At 73.4% G+C, this 16119-nt stretch carries 15 protein-coding genes and 1 riboswitch; of the genes, 8 read left to right on the top strand and 7 right to left on the bottom strand.

The window, feature by feature from the left end:
* Nucleotides 1-53 precede the first annotated feature (53 nt).
* The 4 genes from GKC29_RS21350 (at nt 54) to GKC29_RS21335 (ending at nt 3888) form a co-directional block, all read left to right on the top strand.
* Nucleotides 54-941: a helix-turn-helix transcriptional regulator gene (locus tag GKC29_RS21350; RefSeq protein WP_155332511.1), complete on the top strand. Its 888-nt coding sequence runs from the start codon at nt 54-56 to the stop codon at nt 939-941.
* A 116-nt stretch (nt 942-1057) separates the two neighbouring features.
* Nucleotides 1058-2107: a LacI family DNA-binding transcriptional regulator gene (locus tag GKC29_RS21345; RefSeq protein WP_155332510.1), complete on the top strand. Its 1050-nt coding sequence runs from the start codon at nt 1058-1060 to the stop codon at nt 2105-2107.
* A gap of 4 nt (nt 2108-2111) precedes the next feature.
* Complete coding sequence (locus GKC29_RS21340; protein WP_155332509.1) at nt 2112-2315, top strand: hypothetical protein; 204 nt, start codon at nt 2112-2114, stop codon at nt 2313-2315.
* 127 nt (nt 2316-2442) lie between these two features.
* Nucleotides 2443-3888: a serine/threonine-protein kinase gene (locus GKC29_RS21335; protein WP_155332508.1), complete on the top strand. Its 1446-nt coding sequence runs from the start codon at nt 2443-2445 to the stop codon at nt 3886-3888.
* 31 nt (nt 3889-3919) lie between these two features.
* On the opposite strand, the gene GKC29_RS21330 is transcribed toward GKC29_RS21335, so the two are convergent.
* Nucleotides 3920-4612, bottom strand: coding sequence for a carbon-nitrogen hydrolase family protein (locus GKC29_RS21330; RefSeq protein WP_155332507.1), 693 nt, complete (start codon nt 4610-4612; stop codon nt 3920-3922).
* A 102-nt stretch (nt 4613-4714) separates the two neighbouring features.
* Between GKC29_RS21330 and GKC29_RS21325 the strand changes: the two genes are divergently transcribed.
* Nucleotides 4715-5515, top strand: a complete 801-nt coding sequence (locus GKC29_RS21325; protein ID WP_155332506.1) for a DedA family protein — start codon at nt 4715-4717, stop codon at nt 5513-5515.
* Nucleotides 5516-6125: 610 nt separating this feature from the next.
* Entirely contained in the window at nt 6126-6707 is a 582-nt protein-coding gene (locus GKC29_RS21320) for a hypothetical protein (RefSeq protein ID WP_155332505.1), read from the top strand.
* A gap of 99 nt (nt 6708-6806) precedes the next feature.
* Here GKC29_RS21320 and GKC29_RS21315 read toward each other — a convergent pair whose 3' ends face one another.
* Together GKC29_RS21315 and GKC29_RS21310 are read right to left on the bottom strand one after the other, a co-directional pair.
* Nucleotides 6807-7226 (bottom strand): protein-tyrosine phosphatase family protein, encoded by a 420-nt coding sequence (locus GKC29_RS21315; RefSeq protein ID WP_196255680.1) that lies wholly within the window; start codon nt 7224-7226, stop codon nt 6807-6809.
* A gap of 55 nt (nt 7227-7281) precedes the next feature.
* The gene (locus tag GKC29_RS21310; RefSeq protein ID WP_155332504.1) at nt 7282-9555 is read right to left on the bottom strand and encodes an excinuclease ABC subunit UvrA; all 2274 of its coding nucleotides are present in this window, start codon (nt 9553-9555) and stop codon (nt 7282-7284) included.
* Between the two features lie 180 nt (nt 9556-9735).
* On the opposite strand from GKC29_RS21310, the gene GKC29_RS21305 reads away from it, so the two are divergent.
* On the top strand, nt 9736-10458 hold the full coding sequence (locus GKC29_RS21305; protein WP_155332503.1) for a MerR family transcriptional regulator: 723 nt from the start codon (nt 9736-9738) through the stop codon (nt 10456-10458).
* Between the two features lie 24 nt (nt 10459-10482).
* Here the strand turns inward: GKC29_RS21305 and GKC29_RS21300 are convergent, their stop codons facing one another.
* Both GKC29_RS21300 and GKC29_RS21295 read right to left on the bottom strand, forming a co-directional pair.
* Nucleotides 10483-11211 (bottom strand): class I SAM-dependent methyltransferase, encoded by a 729-nt coding sequence (locus tag GKC29_RS21300; protein WP_155332502.1) that lies wholly within the window; start codon nt 11209-11211, stop codon nt 10483-10485.
* Nucleotides 11212-11361: 150 nt separating this feature from the next.
* Nucleotides 11362-12798 (bottom strand): glycine hydroxymethyltransferase, encoded by a 1437-nt coding sequence (locus GKC29_RS21295; protein ID WP_155332501.1) that lies wholly within the window; start codon nt 12796-12798, stop codon nt 11362-11364.
* Between the two features lie 18 nt (nt 12799-12816).
* Nucleotides 12817-12907, bottom strand: a riboswitch (ZMP/ZTP riboswitch).
* Between the two features lie 165 nt (nt 12908-13072).
* Between GKC29_RS21295 and GKC29_RS21290 the strand changes: the two genes are divergently transcribed.
* Nucleotides 13073-13942 (top strand): metallophosphoesterase, encoded by an 870-nt coding sequence (locus GKC29_RS21290; protein ID WP_155332500.1) that lies wholly within the window; start codon nt 13073-13075, stop codon nt 13940-13942.
* 49 nt (nt 13943-13991) lie between these two features.
* On the opposite strand, the gene GKC29_RS21285 is transcribed toward GKC29_RS21290, so the two are convergent.
* Both GKC29_RS21285 and GKC29_RS21280 read right to left on the bottom strand, forming a co-directional pair.
* On the bottom strand, nt 13992-14492 hold the full coding sequence (locus GKC29_RS21285) for a hemerythrin domain-containing protein (protein WP_155332499.1): 501 nt from the start codon (nt 14490-14492) through the stop codon (nt 13992-13994).
* Between the two features lie 108 nt (nt 14493-14600).
* Nucleotides 14601-16091 (bottom strand): S8 family serine peptidase, encoded by a 1491-nt coding sequence (locus GKC29_RS21280; RefSeq protein ID WP_155332498.1) that lies wholly within the window; start codon nt 16089-16091, stop codon nt 14601-14603.
* Between the last annotated feature and the right edge of the window lie 28 nt (nt 16092-16119).

Genomic DNA, 16119 nt, shown 5'->3' with positions numbered 1-16119 from the left:
ACCCCGGTCGGGTTCGATCGCCCGACGGCATGGTGGCGTGCGGAGGGTCGGCAGTGGCGATGGTTCCCGCCGAGGGCGGTCCGGCGACCGGCCCCACCGTCCTGCGCATGCTGCTCGGCGCGCAGTTGCGCCGGCTGCGCGAGTCCAGCGGAGTGACCCGCGAGGGCGCCGGCTGGGAGATCCGCGCCTCGGAGTCGAAGATCAGCCGGATGGAGCTCGGGCGGGTCGGCTTCAAGGAGCGGGACGTCGCCGACCTGCTCACCCTCTACGGGGTCGCCGAGCCGCAGGAGCGGGAGGCGCTGCTCAAGCTCGCCCGGGACGCGAACAGCCCCGGCTGGTGGCACCGGTACGGCGACGTGCTGCCGTCGTGGTTCCAGGCGTACCTGGGGTTGGAGGCCGCCGCGTCCCTGATCCGGACGTACGAGGTCCAGTTCGTGCCCGGCCTGTTGCAGACGCCGGCGTACGCGCGGGCCGTCGTGCTCCTCGGCCACGGCCGCGCCACGCCGGCGGAGATCGACCGGCGGGTCGCCCTGCGCATGCAGCGGCAGCGCGTGCTGCGCCGGGAGGACCCGCCCCAGTTGTGGGCGGTCGTGGACGAGGCGGCGTTGCGCCGGCCGATCGGCGGCCCGGGGGTGATGCGCGACCAGGTGACGGCACTGATCGAGGCGACCAAGGCGCCGAACGTCCGGCTCCAGATCCTTCCGTTCGCCGCGGGCGGGCACGCCGCCGCCGGAGGCGCGTTCACGATCCTGCGGTTCGGTGCGGACGACCTGCCGGACGTCGTGTACCTCGAACAACTCACCACCGCGCTCTACCTGGACAAACGGGACGACCTCGAGAACTACGCGGCGGCGATGGAACGGCTCCGCGGGGAGGCGGAGCCGCCGGAGCGCACGCCGGAGATCCTCGGCCGGATCCTGGACGACCTGCACGGGCGGTAACTCCCGGGACCGCGCGCGGCCGTGGCGCGCCGGTTCGCCCGCATCCCATTGACCGACGCCGACACTTCCGGCTACGCTCTGGATCGATCCAGTCTGAATCGATCCAGAGGTGACCGGTGAAGCCGACTCTGCAAGCCGTGGCCGACGCGGTGGGGGTGTCCCGCAGCACGGTCTCCAACGCGTACTGCCGGCCCGACCAGCTCTCCTCGGCGCTGCGGGAGCGGATCCTGGCCACCGCCCGGCAGATGGGCTACCCAGGGCCCAACCCCACCGCCCGCTCGCTTCGACGGGGGTACGTGGGCGCGATCGGCGTCCTCTTCACGTCCCGGCTGTCGTACGCGTTCACCGACCCGTTCGCCGTCCGCTTCCTCGCCGGTCTCGCCGAGGCTGCCGAGCAGGGCGGCACCAGCCTGCTGCTCGTGCCGTTGCCCGACGACCCGGCCGGCGCGCGAGTGGCGGTGGAGAACGCCGCCGTGGACGGGTTCTGCGTCTACTGCGCCGGCCACGAGGGCTGGGCCATCGACGCGATCCGGGGCCGCGGCGTGCCGTACGTGACCACCGCGCCCCCCGACACCGCCGGCCCCGACGACCGCTTCGTCGGCATCGACGAGCGCGCCGCCGCCCGGGAGATCGCCCGGCACGTGGCCCGCCTCGGGCACCGGCGGGTGGCCCTGCTCGGCGACTCGGTGCTGCCCGGTGCACCCGCCGGGCCGCTGCGGCTCGCCGCTGCGACCGAGGTCCCGCATCCGACCACACGGGGACGGCTCGCCGGCTTCGCCGACGCCTTCGCCGAGGTGGGTGTGGCCTGGCCGGAGCTGACCGTGCTCACCGCCCCCGCCAACGACCGCGCCGCCGCCGCGGCCGCCGTCGCCGCCCTGCGTACCGCCGACCGGTCGCCCACGGCGGTGCTGGCCTGCTCCGACGTCCTCGCCCTCGGCGCGCGCGACGCGCTGGCCGGCGGCCCGCCGGTCTCGGTCACGGGGTTCGACGACGTCCCCGAGGCGGCCGCCGCCGGGCTGACCACCGTGCGGCAGCCCGCCGAGGAGAAGGGCCGCATCGCCGCCCGCCTGCTGCTCGACCCGCCCGCGGAACCCGGGGCCCGGCAGGTTCTGCTGCCCACCACACTCGTCGTCCGGTCGTCCACCGGACCCGTCCCGAGGAGTTGACCCCATGGACCAGCCCACCGGTTTCGTTCTCGCCGTCGACGCGGTGACGCGGCACGTCACCTCCGCCCGACCGGACGCGCCGATCCGCCCCGAGCCGCCGCGCACCCCACGGCTCGCCGCCACCCGACGGGCCTCCGCAGCCACCCTGCGCCGGCTCGCCGACCGCATCCAGCCCGCCCCGGTGCCCGCTCCGCCCCGTTGCTCCTGAACCGGTGTTTTGCGGCCAGCGGAAGTTGGTGCTTCGGGCATGATCCGGTCACCGCGGCCGGTACCGGACGTGGCTCTCTGCGTAGTCGGTGGTCCTACCCGCCGTCGGGCAGGCAGACTGGAGACCTATGTCGCCGTTCACGCCAAGCCTCCGGCTGCACGACCGGTACGTCCTGCGCGAGCGCATCGGCCGCGGCGGGATGTCCGAGGTGTGGCGCGCCCACGACGAGGTGCTGCACCGGCCGGTGGCGGTGAAGGCCCTCGCCGGCGAGCTGGCCGCCGACCCTCAGCTCCGGGCCACCATCCAGCGCGAAGCCCGCGCGGCCGCCCGGCTGAGCCACCCGCACGTGACCCAGGTGTACGACTACGGCGAGGCGTCCCTCGCCGGTGGCGCCGTCGTGCCGTACCTGGTGATGGAGCTGGTGGACGGGCACAACCTCGCCGACCGGCTGGCCGCCGGCCCGCTGCCTTGGCCCGAGGCGGTCCGGATGGCCGCGCAGGTCGCCGCGGCGCTCGCCGACGCCCACCGGATCGGCGTCGTGCACCGCGACATCAAACCCGGCAACGTCATGCTCACCGCCACCGGCGCGAAGGTGCTCGACTTCGGCATCGCCGCCCTGGCCGGTCCCGACCACCCCCTGGCCGGGCAGACCGGTGAGCTGCTGATGGGCACGCCCGCGTACTTCGCCCCGGAGCGGATGCGGCCCGGCCCGCCGAACCCGGCCAGCGACGTGTACGCCCTCGGCGCGCTGCTCTACCGCACGCTCACCGGCCGGGCGCACCTGCGCGTGGACAGCTGGGAGGACGCGGTCGACGTGCACGCCCGTGGCGCCACCGTGCCGCCACCGGCCGTACCCGGGCTACCGGCCGACGTCGCGCGGCTCACGCTCGCCTGCCTCGCCGCCGATCCGGCCCGCCGTCCCACCGCCGCGCAGCTCGCCGCCCACCTGCGTGCCACGCGACCCGCCGCCCCACCCGCGAACCCGCCGACCGCGATCCTGCCGTCCGTCGCCGCGTCGACGCCCGCCCACGCGCCGACGCTGGTCGACCGGCGCCCGGCCACCCCCGACGGTGCCGGGCCACGGCCGCCCGCCCCGACCCGGGCACCCGCCCGACGGTCGGACCGGCCGGTCGCCGCCCTGGTGGCCGCGGGTCTCGCCCTGGTCGTCGCGACCGTCGCCGCGCTGGTCCTCGGCGACCGGGGCGACCAGGCCCCGACCGCGGGACGGTCCGTGCCGGTCGAGGCGCCGAGCAGCTCGCCCGCGCCGAGACCCAGCACCGCCGCGCCCACCACCGCCGGACCGGCGCCGGTCAACCTGCGCGAGGTGGCCGCCGAGTTCGCCGCGGTGCTCGCGCTGGCGGTCGCCCAGGGCGACGTCGACCGCAAGACCGCCGAGCAGCTGGGCAGGGACCTCGTCGAGCTGGGCGGCCGGCCGCGGGACCGGGCCGAGCGGGTCGAGAAGCTGCGCGAGCGCCTCGACAAGGCCGTCGAGGACGGCAAGCTCGACCCGACGGTGGCCGCCCAGCTCGACGCCCTGCTCGCCGACACCGGCGGCACCCGGCGCGACGGCTGACGGTGAGCGGGCGCCGGCCCGGACCGCCGGCTCATCCCAGGACCGTCCGGGCGATGTCGCCGGTCGCCGCGCCGGCCCGCGCCAGCACGGTGCCGTCCGGGGACCAGATCGCCGATCGGCCGGCCGCCTCCGGGTAGCCCTCGCCGGACGAGCCGGCGAAGCTGGCCACGGCCACGTGGACCCGGTGCGCCGTGGCGATCCGGTGGGCCCGCCCGTCGGTCACCGCCGCGTCCCGGGCGGCCTCGAGGACGGACGCCACGTACACCTCGATCCCCGCGGCGGCGGTGCGCCGGGCGTGCTCCGCGACCCCGGTGTCCCTGCAGATCGCCAGGCCCAGCCGCCAGCCGTCCACGTCGAGCACCGCCGGTGCCGGGCCGGGGGAGAAGCGTCGCGGCTCCGTCCCACCCAGCCACATCTTCCGGTACGCCACCCGCGCCCCGCCGCCGTCCACGGCCAGCGTCGCGATGTGGTCACCGGCGACCGGCGCGCCGGCCAGGGCCAGCGCCCCCGTCGCGGCACACGCCTCGACCAGTGGCGCCAGCACCGGGTGGGTGGGGTCGAGGACGGGCGCGTCCAGGTGGTAGCCGGTCAGGGACAACTCCGGGAAGACCACGACCCGGACGTCCGCCGCGCGGACCGCGTCGGCGTGCCGAGCCGCGTTGACCGCGACGTCGTACGGCTCACCCGCCGGTTGCGCGACGGCGATACGCAGGGGCGTACGCATTCGGGCGGCTCCTCTCCCGGGGCTCCGCAGCATAATCGGATCGCGCCAAAGTGGGGCCGCCCGCTCGGCCGGCTCTCAGGATGGGTTCGTAGCGTGTAGCTCATGTCTGGAACCGCGCACGCCCTACTCGCCGCCGGCACCGCCACCGGGGAGGCCGCACCACCCCAGGACGGCCTCGTCGGGTACGTCACCGGCCTGGTGGAACGGCTCGGAGGGCCCGGCGCGGGTCTGGCCGTGGCCCTGGAGAACCTCTTCCCGCCGATCCCCAGCGAGGTGATCCTGCCGCTCGCCGGGTTCGTCGCCGGGCAGGGCCGGATGAGCCTGGTCAGCGCGATCTTCTGGACGACGCTCGGCTCGCTGCTCGGCGCGCTGGCCCTGTACTACATCGGGGCCGCGCTCGGGCGGGAGCGGATGCGGGCCATCGCCGCCCGGCTGCCGCTGGTGAAGCTGAGTGACGTGGACCGCACCGAGGAGTGGTTCCTCCGGCACGGCGTCAAGGCGGTGTTCTTCGGGCGGATGATCCCGATCTTCCGCAGCATGATCTCCATCCCGGCGGGCGTGGAACGGATGCCGATCCTGACCTTCGCCGTCTACACCACGCTGGGCAGCCTGATCTGGAACACCACGTTCGTCATGGCCGGCTACCTGCTCGGGGACAACTGGCATCTCGTCGAGGGGTACGCCGGCGCCCTTCAGAAGATCGTCATCGTCGCCTGTGCGGTGGGGCTCGTCTGGTTCGTCGTCACGCGGGTGCGCCGGTCGCGTACGGCCGGTGGTGTGCTGCCGAACGGGCCCGAGGACGAGTTCCCCTCGTCCGTCCCGCCCGCCGACGGCGTACCCGACCCGCACGGCCGCGGCACGCTGTACCGCAGCTCGTGGTCGCAGGGGCAGGACGTCGGATAGGCGACTCGTCGTTGGTTGCGGTAGGGGGTGTGGCCCGCCGTGCCCGGCTCCTCACTGTCAGGCCTGATCCCTGCGCCGGTCACGGCGGGCCACACCCCTGACCTGGCCCTGTTCCGCCGGTGGGATGCCGACTCAGCCCTGTTCCGTGGCGAGATCTTGGAAGGGTTTGGCCCCTGGAGGGGCCGAATTCCTCCGTGATCTCGATGCGTCGCGTGCGCGTGCTGGGTGGTGTGTCCGGTTGGTCTGTGCCGTGTCACGCCCGGGTGTCTGGTTTGGGGGTGTGATGGGCGGCATCGTGGGGGTGGAATGGTGGCGGGGGCGGGGTCGTTACATCACCTGGACGATCGAGTAGGGCCGCCCACCCGAGCGGGTGGGGCATGGTCCTCGGGCCCGGCCGGAATGATGGCGGGCCGGTGGTCGTTACATCTGGACCCGGCACCACGAGGGCCGCCGGCCCCGGTTCGCCGGTCTTTCGATCACCACCTGCCCGCCCCCTTGGGCCTGGTGGTCATCCCCTGAATGTCTGTGAGCGCCGGACGGTGCTTGCGTCACCACACCCCTTGTCCCCCCTTTGCGGGTGGGTGGCGTCTTCCCCCGAATGGAGCTTGTCATGAACTCGAAGCTGCTGCGTAAGAGCGTTCTCGGTATCGCTGGTCTGGCCTTCGCCGGTGGCATGGTCGCCGGCCCCGCCACCGCCGCCCCGTCGGTGGAGTCCAAGCCGGTCGCCGCCACGGTGCTGGCCGACAAGCCCGACACCGGCAAGCTGATTCCGCACGGTGTGCAGGGCAAGCAGTCCCGCATCGACCTGGACGACGAGCAGACCGCGAATGTGAAGGCGATCATCGCGGCGACGAAGAAGGCCGACATGGACGAGCGGGCCGCCGTGGTGGCCATCGCCACCGCGTTGCAGGAGTCGAAGCTGGTCAACCTGGGTCACCTGGGTGAGCGCAACGACCACGACTCGCAGGGCCTGTTCCAGCAGCGCCCGTCCAGCGGGTGGGGCACGGTCGAGCAGATCACCGACCCCGAATACTCCACGCTGGCGTTCCTGAAGGGTCTCAAGCAGGTCGACGGCTGGCAGGACATGCCGCTGACCAAGGCCGCCCAGACGGTGCAGGTGTCGGCCTACCCGTTCCACTACGCCCAGTGGGAGACCCAGGCCGCCGACCTCGTCGCCGAGCACTGGAACTGACTTTCCTCATAGGGGGAACCAAGCCGCTGGCCGGCACCCGAACCCGGGTGCCGGCCAGCGGCGTCTGTGCCGTAGGCGTCACCCCGCAGGGGCCTGTGGTCACCGGAGCCGGTGGAGCCAGCGACGCTGCCAGGGTGTCTCCACGGCCCGGGGCCGGTAGTGGGCGCGTACCCAGGGCACCGCCTCCCGGTGCGGCAGCCCGTCGAGGATCGCCAGCGCCGCCAGGGCGGTGCCGGTACGGCCGGTGCCGCCCCGGCACGCCACCTCGACCCGCTCGCCGCCGTGGGCGCGGGCCAGCGCCTCCCGGAGGGCGTCCAGCGCGTCGGCGCGGTCGACCGGCACCCAGAAGTCCGGCCAGCGGATCCGCCGGTGCGGCCAGGCCGGCACCGGCCCCGGCGCCAGCAGCAGCGCGAAGTCGGCCGGCGGGGCCGGGTCGGCGAGGCGGCGCCCGCGTACGGCGGCTCCGCTGGGGAGGACGACGACGCCCGGCAGCCCTGTCCAATCGTCGCGTTCACGCACCCGGCCATCATGCCGTGGTGGGTGGCCGGCCGCGGGGCGCGTCCGGCCACCGCGGTCAGCGGGCGACGTACTCGCGCAGGTGGCGGGCGGTGAGCGTGTCCCCGTGGGCGACCAGTTCGGCGGGTGTGCCGGTGAAGACGATCCGCCCGCCGTCGTGGCCCGCGCCCGGCCCGAGGTCGATCAGCCAGTCGGCGTGCGCCATCACCGCCTGGTGGTGCTCGATGACGACGACCGTGTTGCCGGCGTCGACGAGACGGTCGAGCAGGGCGAGCAGCTGGTCCACGTCGGCCAGGTGCAGGCCGGTGGTCGGTTCGTCGAGGACGTACGTGCTGGTCTTCTCGGCCATGTAGATGGCCAGCTTGAGTCGCTGCCGCTCGCCGCCGGAGAGGGTGGTGAGCGGCTGGCCCAGCGTGATGTAGCTCAGCCCGACGTCGGCGAGCCGGTCGAGGATGACCCGGGCCGGACCGCTCGGGAAGAAGTCCCGCGCCTCGCTGACCGGCATCGCCAGCACCTCGCTGATGTTCTTCCCACGCAGCCGGTAGGTGAGCACCTCGTCGGTGAACCGGCGGCCCTCGCACCGCTCGCAGACCGAGGCGACCCCGGCCATCATGGCCAGGTCCGTGTAGACGAGGCCGATGCCCTTGCAGGTCGGGCAGGCGCCCTCGGAGTTGGCGCTGAACAGCGCGGCCTTCACGCCGTTCGCCTTCGCGAAGGCGGTGCGTACCGGGTCGAGCAGGCCGGTGTACGTGGCGGGATTGCTGCGCCGCGAGCCCCGGATGGGGGACTGGTCGACGATGACCACCCCGTTGCGGCGGCGCAGGGAGCCGTGGATGAGCGAGCTCTTGCCGGAGCCGGCCACCCCGGTGACCACGGTCAGCACGCCGAGCGGGACGTCCACGCTCACGTCGCGTAGGTTGTGCAGGTCGGCGTTGCGGATCGCCAGGTGCCCGGTGGGCGTCCGGACCTGGTCGCGCAGCCGGACCCGGTGGTCGAGGTGCCGGCCGGTGAGCGTGTCGGAGCGGCGCAGGCCGCCGACGTCGCCGGTGTAGCAGACGTGGCCGCCGGCCGTACCGGCGCCGGGCCCGAGGTCGACGACGTGGTCGGCGATCACGATGGTCTCCGGCTTGTGCTCGACCACCAGCACCGTGTTGCCCTTGTCGCGCAGCCGCCGCAGCAGGTCGTTCATGCGGGCGATGTCGTGCGGGTGCAGGCCGACGGTGGGCTCGTCGAAGACGTACGTGACGTCGGAGAGCGGCGAGCCGAGGTGCCGCACCATCTTCACCCGCTGCGCCTCGCCGCCGGAGAGGGTGGCCGACTCGCGGTCCAGGCTGAGGTAGCCCAGACCGATCTCGACGAGGGAGTCGAGCAGGTCGCGCAGATTGGCGACGAGCGGGGCGACCGCCGGGTCGTCGATGCCCCGCACGAACTCGGCCAGGTCGCTGATCTGCATGGCGGCGCACTCGGCGATGTTGCGCCCGGCGATCCGGGAGGAGAGGGCGGCGGCGTTCAGCCGGGTGCCGCCGCAGTCGGCGCAGGTCGTGAACGTGACCGCCCGGTCGACGAACGCCCGGATCTGCGGCTGCATCGACTCGCGGTCCTTGGCGAGGTAGAGCCGCCGGACCTTGACGACCAGCCCCTCGTACGTCCAGTTGTTGCTGCCGACCTTGATCTTCGTGGCCGGCTTGTGGAGGAGGTCCTGCCACTGCTGCGGCGTGTAGTCCTGGAGTTTGGCGTCCGGATCGAACAGCCCGGAGTTGGCGACGATCTGCCAGTACCAGGTGTCGACGCCGAAGTTGGGGACGGTGATCGCGCCGCCGTTGAGCGACTTCTCCACGTCGACGAGTTCGGTGACGTCGAGGTCGGAGACCCGGCCCAGCCCTTCGCAGGCCGGGCACATGCCCTCGGCGAGGTTGAAGCTGAACGCGCCCGCCCCGCCGACGTACGGCTGGCCGAGCCGGCTGAAGACGATGCGCAGCATCGCGTACGCGTCGGTGGCGGTGCCGACCGTCGAGCGGGAGTTGACGCCCATCCGCTCCTGGTCGACGACGATGGCCGGGGTGAGGTTGCGCAGGGAGTCCACGTCCGGCCGGGACAGGCTCGGCATGAAGGTCTGGAGGAACGCGCTGTAGGTCTCGTTGATCAGCCGCTGTGACTCCGCGGCGATGGTGCCGAAGACCAGCGAGGACTTGCCGGAGCCGGAGACCCCGGTGAAGACGGTCAGCCGGCGCTTGGGGATGTCGACCGAGACGGAGGCGAGGTTGTTCTCCCGCGCTCCGCGTACCTCGATCATGTCGTGGCTGTCGGCGGCGGACCGGTCTGGCTGCTGCATGCGAACCCTTCACGTGAATCGTGGGCAGGGCGAAGCCCCGCCGGGTGTGCGTCTTCTGGCCTGGCCGCCTTCAATCGTCTCATTGAAGCCCTCGTAGAGACTTCGCGTGCACAGGCCAGCGCGCTGAAGGCGAAGGACACCGGAAAGTCTCAAACAACGCGTAAGCAGTAGGGTGAGCTTGTGAGGACAGCGCGCCGGCTCCGGGCCGTGGACGTCGCCGCGACGGCCGGCATCTCCACCCAGCAGGTCCGCAACTACGTCGCCGACGGGGTGCTGCCGCCGGTCGAGCGCACCCCGTCCGGGTACCGGATCTTCACCGAGGCGCACGTGCGGGCCCTCGCCGTGGCGCGGCGGATGGCCGAGGGGCACGGCTGGGCGCGTACGCGGGAGGTCATGACCGCGGTCCACCGGGGTGACCTGCCGGCGGCGCTGGCGGCGCTCGACGGCGGCCACGCCGAGCTGGACCGGGAGCGGGCCGAGATCCGGCGGGTGCTCGGCGCGTTCGAGACCGTGGTGTCCGCGCCGGCGGTCGCGGCGCCGCGGGACGGCGCGCGGATCGGCGGGGTGGCGCGGCGGGTCGGCGTCCGCACCTCCCAGCTGCGGTTGTGGGAGGAGCGCGGCCTGCTCCGGCCGGTGCGCGACCGGGCCACCGGCTACCGGGTGTACGACGCGGCCGAGCTGCGCGCCGCGCAGGTGGTCGCGCTGCTGCGGCGCGGGGCGTACCCGTTCGACATCATCTCCGCCGTGCTGGACGAGCTGCGCACCACCGGCAGCGCCGTCCGGGTGCGCGCCGAGTTGGCACGCCGCGAGCAGGATCTGCACCGCCGGAGCCTGCGGTGGTTGCGGGCGACCGCGGCGCTGCACGACTACCTGCGCGAACGCGGCGAGGCCGGCCCGGTCTGAGCGGCGTCGGACCTCGACCCAGGCCTAACGCAGCACGAGCAGGTCCAGGTGGTCGACGACCGGCCCGGGGGTGTGCGGCGCGGCGGCACGCAGCCGGGCCACGCCGGCCTCGTACGCGTCGTCGCTGATCAACCGCAGCGGCGTGTGCGCCCGCCGGTCCAGTCGGTGCGCGAAGTCCGCGAGGGACGCGGCGGTGGTCTGGGCGACCGCCTCGACGCTGCTGACCGGGAAGCCGGCCGCGGCGAACACGGCGCGGACGCGGGCCAGATCGGGGTACGTCTCCAGCACCTCGATGGCCTCCGGGAACCAGTGGAAGAGACCGATCCGCTGGTGGCGCCCGGGGAAGGGGGAGCGGATCAGCACCGGCGCGCCGGGGCGCAGCACCCGGCGCAGCTCGTGGGCCGCCGCGTCGAGGTCCGGAACGTGGTGCAGCATCGTCGACAGCCAGGCGGCGTCCACGCTGGAGTCGCGCAGTGGCAACGCCCCGGCGTCCCCGGCGAGCAGCGGCCGGTGGTCCGCGTACGCGCGCATCGCCGTCGCGGGCTCCACGCCCACCACCCGGATGCCGAACCACCCGGTGAAGGCGTGCGCCCAGGCACCGGTGCCGCAGCCCAGGTCGAGCAGGGTCGTGGTGTCCCGGGGCCGCAGGTGCTGCTGCACGGCGTGGCGCCAGCGGTCGAGGCTGGCCGGGGGCAGCTCCCGGGTGGCGGCGAAGGCCGCCGCCTCGGCGTCGTCGTAGGAGACCAGAGCCACGTCCATCACCTCGCCACCGTCGCCGGGAGGTCCGGGCGATCGTTGCTGAGGTTCTAGTCGGACGGTGACCCCGTGGGCAACACCTTGTGATGTACCCCCCGAAACGTTGACGGCCGGGCGAGTGCCGCCCGGCCGTCACGACGGGACGGATCAGGCCAGGTCGACGCCCGGGTACAGCGGGAAGCCCGCCAGCAGCTCCGTGGCCTGCTTGCTGACCTTGTCGGCGATCGCCGGGTCGAGGACGTACTTCGCCTTCGAGGGGGTGCCGTCGGCGTTGGCGCCCGGGGTGGTCTGGCCGAGCACGGCGTGGATCAGCTCGGCGGTGGCGTCCATCTCCGCGGTGCCGAGGCCCCGGGTGGTCAGGGCCGGCGTGCCGATCCGGATGCCGGAGGTGTACCAGGCGCCGTTCGGGTCCTGCGGGACGGAGTTGCGGTTGGTGACGATGCCGGAGTCGAGCAGCGCCTGCTCGGCCTGCCGGCCGGTGAGGCCGTACGAGGTGACGTCGATGAGCACCAGGTGATTGTCGGTGCCGCCGGTGACCAGCTTGGCGCCGCGGCGCAGCAGCCCGTCGGCGAGGGCCTGCGCGTTGGCGACGATCCGCTGCGCGTAGTCGGCGAAGTCGGGGCGGCGGGCCTCGGCCAGGGCGACCGCCTTGGCGGCCATCACGTGCGGCAGCGGGCCGCCGAGCACCATCGGGCAGCCCCGGTCGACCTGCTCGGCCAGCTCCGGCTGGCAGAGCACCAGGCCGCCGCGCGGGCCGCGCAGCGACTTGTGCGTGGTGGTGGTGACGATGTGCGCGTGCGGCACCGGGTCGAAGTCGCCGGTGAAGACCTTGCCGGCGACGAGGCCGGCGAAGTGCGCCATGTCGACCATGAAGGTGGCGCCGACCGAGTCGGCGATCTCCCGCATGATCCGGAAGTTGACCTTCCGGGGGTACGCCGAGTAGCCGGCGACCAGGATCAGCGGCTTGAACTCGCGGGCCGCCTCGGCGACCTTGTCGTAGTCGACCAGGCCGGTGTCCGGGTCGGTGCCGTAGCTGCGCTGGTCGAACATCTTGCCGGAGATGTTCGGCCGGAAGCCGTGGGTGAGGTGGCCACCGGCGTCCAGCGACATGCCGAGCATCCGCTGGTTGCCCAGCTCGCGGCGCAGCGCGAACCAGTCGGCCTCGGTGAGGTCGTTGACGTGCCGGGCCTGGGCGCGCTTGAGCGCCGGCGACTCGACCCGGTCGGCCAGGATCGCCCAGAAGGCGACCAGGTTGGCGTCGATGCCGGAGTGCGGCTGCACGTACGCGTGGGACGCGCCGAACAGCTCCCGGGCGTGCTCGGCGGCGAGCGCCTCCACGGTGTCCACATTCTGGCAGCCGGCGTAGAAGCGGCGGCCGACCGTGCCCTCGGCGTACTTGTCGCTGAACCAGTTGCCCATGGCCAGCAGGGTGGCCGGGGAGGCGTAGTTCTCGCTGGCGATGAGCTTGAGCGACTCGCGCTGGTCGGCCAGCTCGGCGCGGATGGCGTCGGCCACGCGCGGCTCGACGCCGCCGATCACTTCGAGCGCGCTGCGGAAAGCGGTGGACTCGGCGTTCAGCGACATGCGACCTCCTGGTGACGTGCGGAAGGCCCAGGCGCTCGGCATGCGTCCTCGTGACGGGGCCGCTCCCCGATGGTTCTCCATCTCCAATGCGCCAGTCACGGCCCGAGGGGGATCCTACCGGGTGCGGGCGGGCCGGACCGTCCGCCGGGGGTCGACCGGGCGGTCGCGGTCACCCGGCCGTCGGGGGTCGGCCGCGCCGGGGCCGGGCACAGCGCCCCCGAGGCCGGCCGTCGGGGGTCGCGGGGCCGGTGACGGGCCGCCTAGGATCGACGGCATGGCGGGGGCGGGTGGTGGCGGGAGCCTGCTGGCCATCAGCGACCTGCACGTGCGGCACGCGGACAACCGCGCGATCGTCGAGGGGCTGCGTCCCGACTCGCCGGACGACTGGCTGCTCGTCGCCGGGGACGTCGGCGACACCGTCGAGCAGATCGAGTGGGCGCTGCGGCTGCTGGCCGGTCGGTTCGCGAAGGTGGTCTGGTCCCCGGGCAACCACGAACTGTGGACTCCGCCCAGCGATCCGGTGACGCTGCGCGGCGTGGCGCGCTACGCCCACCTGGTCGAGCTGTGCCGCGGCCTCGGCGTCCTCACCCCGGAGGATCCGTACCCGGTGTGGGCGGGGCGTGGCGGTCCGGTGACCGTGGCGCCCCTGTTCCTGCTGTACGACCACAGCTGGCGGCCGGAGGGCTTCGACACGCCGGAGGCGGCGCTGGCCGAGGCGTACCGGACGGGGGTGGTCTGCACCGACGAGTACCTGCTGCACCCCGACCCGTACGAGAGCCGCTCGGCGTGGTGCGCGGCCCGGGTGGCGCAGACCGCCCGGCGGCTGGCCGAGCGGGATCCGGCGCTGCCGACCGTGCTGGTCAACCACTGGCCCCTGGTCCGGGAGCCGACGCGGATCCTGCGCTACCCGATCTTCGCCCAGTGGTGCGGCACCGAGGCCACCGCCGACTGGCACGTCCGCTTCGGCGCCGCCGTCATGGTCTACGGCCACCTGCACATTCCCCGCACGACCTGGTACGACGGCGTACGGTTCGAGGAGGTGTCGCTGGGCTACCCGCGCGAGTGGCGGCGGCGCAGCGCGCCCCCGGGGCAGCTACGGCGGGTCCTGCCGGAGCCGGACGGGGTGCCGGCGACCGCCTGGTGACACGCGTCGGGGCCCGACCGACGGCCGGGCCCCGGACGGCGTGGCGGGGTCAGGCGCGCACCGCGTCCAGCGACTTCTTCAGCGCCTTCGGCGCGGCCGGCGAGCGGGGTGCCGTCGGACGCATGTCGATCATCCGCTGGCCGAGATCCTGCAGTTGGTTACGGCCCATCTTCTCGCGCACCTTGGGGAACCACTCCTGCTCCTCCTCCTCGACGTGGTGCAGCACGTTCTCGATCAGCACCGTCGTCTTGGCGTTGTAGTGCTCGTCGTCCGGCTTCATCGTGAAGAGTTCGAAGCAGAGCACGTCGGCCACGTGGTGCTCCTCGTACGACTCCAGGATGTGGTCCTCCAGCTCCGGCAGGCGCTTGCGGACCTCCGGGTACATGACCTCGTTCTCCAGGTACGTGTGCACGGTGAGCGCTTCGAGGATCTGCTTCACGAGCTTCTCGCGCTGGCTCGCCGGAGCGTCCTCGTTCGCCTGGAACTCCTTGAACAGGCGACGCATCTCCTTGTGGTCCTCTTTCAACAGGACGATGGCATCGGTCGACACCGGCTGACCTCCTCGACGTGGGCTGAGGACTCCCTCCGTACCCCACAGTGAGCAGGAGAAACGGGTGGGCCCGGCGGATCACCGCCGGGCCCACCGTGGTGCTGGTCGCTACTTCACGGCCTGGTAAGCGTTGACCATGCCGGCGCCGTAGAAGCCGTTGCGCGCCCCGCCGGAGCAGGTCGCGTCGTAGGCGTGCGGGCCGGCCGGGTGGAGCGGCGCCGGGTTGTAGACGCCATCCGGGCAGGACTGCGCCACGGCGCTGTTCTCCAACAGGGCCGCCAGAGCCCCCGGCTTGATGCCCGGGTGCGCCGAGGCGGCGAGCGCCGCGACACCCGCCGCGTGCGGCGAGGACATCGAGGTGCCCTGCTTGTAACCCCAGCCGTTGCCGCTGGTCTGCGACCAGGTGGTGGACAGGATGCCGTCGGTGGTGGTCGGGAGGGCACCCTGGGTGCGGAACCGGGTGTCGCCGCCCGGCGCCGTCACGTCGACGACCCCGGTGCCGTACGACGAGTAGAAGCTCTTCTCCCCGGTCGGGCCGGTCGCCGAGACGGTGACCACGCCCGGCGCCTCACCCGGCAGGACGAGGCAGGCGCTGTTGAGGTCCTTGCGGTCCTCGACCGGGCCGCTGCCGTCGTTCGGGCTGCCGTCGTCGGTGTTCTTGTGCGCCAGGTCCCAGTTGGAGTTGCCCGCCGACGCGACGTGCAGCACGCCCTGGGACTGCGAGTAGCGGATGGCCCGCTGCACCGCCTTCCACACCGGACGCTGCCGCTCGTCGTTCCGGCAGTTCAGCTCCCACGGGTCGATGTAGTAGCTGTTGTTGGTCACCTGCATGCCGTGCTCGGCGGCCCACATGAACCCGCAGACCGCAGCCTCCGGGAAGATCCAGCCGCCGTCGTTGACGACCTTGACCGCGGCCACCTTGACGCCCGGTGCGACGCCGGTGACGCCGACGCCGTTGATCGCCGCGGCGATCGTGCCGGCCACGTGGGTGCCGTGGTCGGAGGTGGTCGGGTTCCAGGCCGTCTCGGACGTGTCGACGACGCCGCCGAGGCAGGACGCGCTCTTGTCCTTGGCGATCTGGCTGGCCAGGTCGGGGTGGCTGCTGGAGATGCCGCTGTCCAGCACGCCCACCACGACGTTCGCGCTGCCGGTGGTGACGGCGTGCGCCTCGGGCACGTCGATCATCGGCATGTCCCACTGCAGGCCGTAGAGCGGCTCGCCGGTGGGGTCCCCGGCGGCAGCGGCGACGGCCGCGGTGTCGGCCTCGATGGCCACGCCCTCGTCGATGGCGGCACCGAGGCCGGTCGTCGCGGCGACCGAGTCGACCCCGCTGCCCGCCACGTCGGCGGCGAACCCGGGGTTGGTGGAGCGGACGACGAGCACGCCGATCTGGTCGTACTCGGCCACCACCGTGCCCTTGGCGGCGGCCACGCGGGCCGCTGCCTTGTCGGTCTTGGCGCCCTGCGGGGCCAGCACCAGGTACGTGGTGTCCGGCCCGGCGGCCGACGCGGCCGGAGCCATGCCACCGGTGACGGCGAGACCGACACCGAGGGACACGGCCGACGCGGCGGCCAGTGTCTTGCGACGGAGGTTCTTCACACAGACTCCCAGGGGGCTGTTGCGGTGC

Source organism: Micromonospora sp. WMMC415, assembly GCF_009707425.1.
Lineage (GTDB): Bacteria > Actinomycetota > Actinomycetes > Mycobacteriales > Micromonosporaceae > Micromonospora.
This window is presented reverse-complemented; position numbering and strand designations above follow the sequence as displayed.

Bases quoted from the DNA above. Each gene is read 5' to 3' on its own strand.
- GKC29_RS21340 (WP_155332509.1), top strand. From the start codon at position 2,112: ATGGACCAGCCCACCGGTTTCGTTCTCGCCGTCGACGCGGTGACGCGG.
- GKC29_RS21335 (WP_155332508.1), top strand. From the start codon at position 2,443: ATGTCGCCGTTCACGCCAAGCCTCCGGCTGCACGACCGGTACGTCCTG.
- GKC29_RS21330 (WP_155332507.1), bottom strand. From the start codon at position 4,612: ATGCGTACGCCCCTGCGTATCGCCGTCGCGCAACCGGCGGGTGAGCCG.
- GKC29_RS21325 (WP_155332506.1), top strand. From the start codon at position 4,715: ATGTCTGGAACCGCGCACGCCCTACTCGCCGCCGGCACCGCCACCGGG.
- GKC29_RS21320 (WP_155332505.1), top strand. From the start codon at position 6,126: ATGAACTCGAAGCTGCTGCGTAAGAGCGTTCTCGGTATCGCTGGTCTG.
- GKC29_RS21310 (WP_155332504.1), bottom strand. From the start codon at position 9,555: ATGCAGCAGCCAGACCGGTCCGCCGCCGACAGCCACGACATGATCGAG.
- GKC29_RS21295 (WP_155332501.1), bottom strand. From the start codon at position 12,798: ATGTCGCTGAACGCCGAGTCCACCGCTTTCCGCAGCGCGCTCGAAGTG.
- GKC29_RS21290 (WP_155332500.1), top strand. From the start codon at position 13,073: ATGGCGGGGGCGGGTGGTGGCGGGAGCCTGCTGGCCATCAGCGACCTG.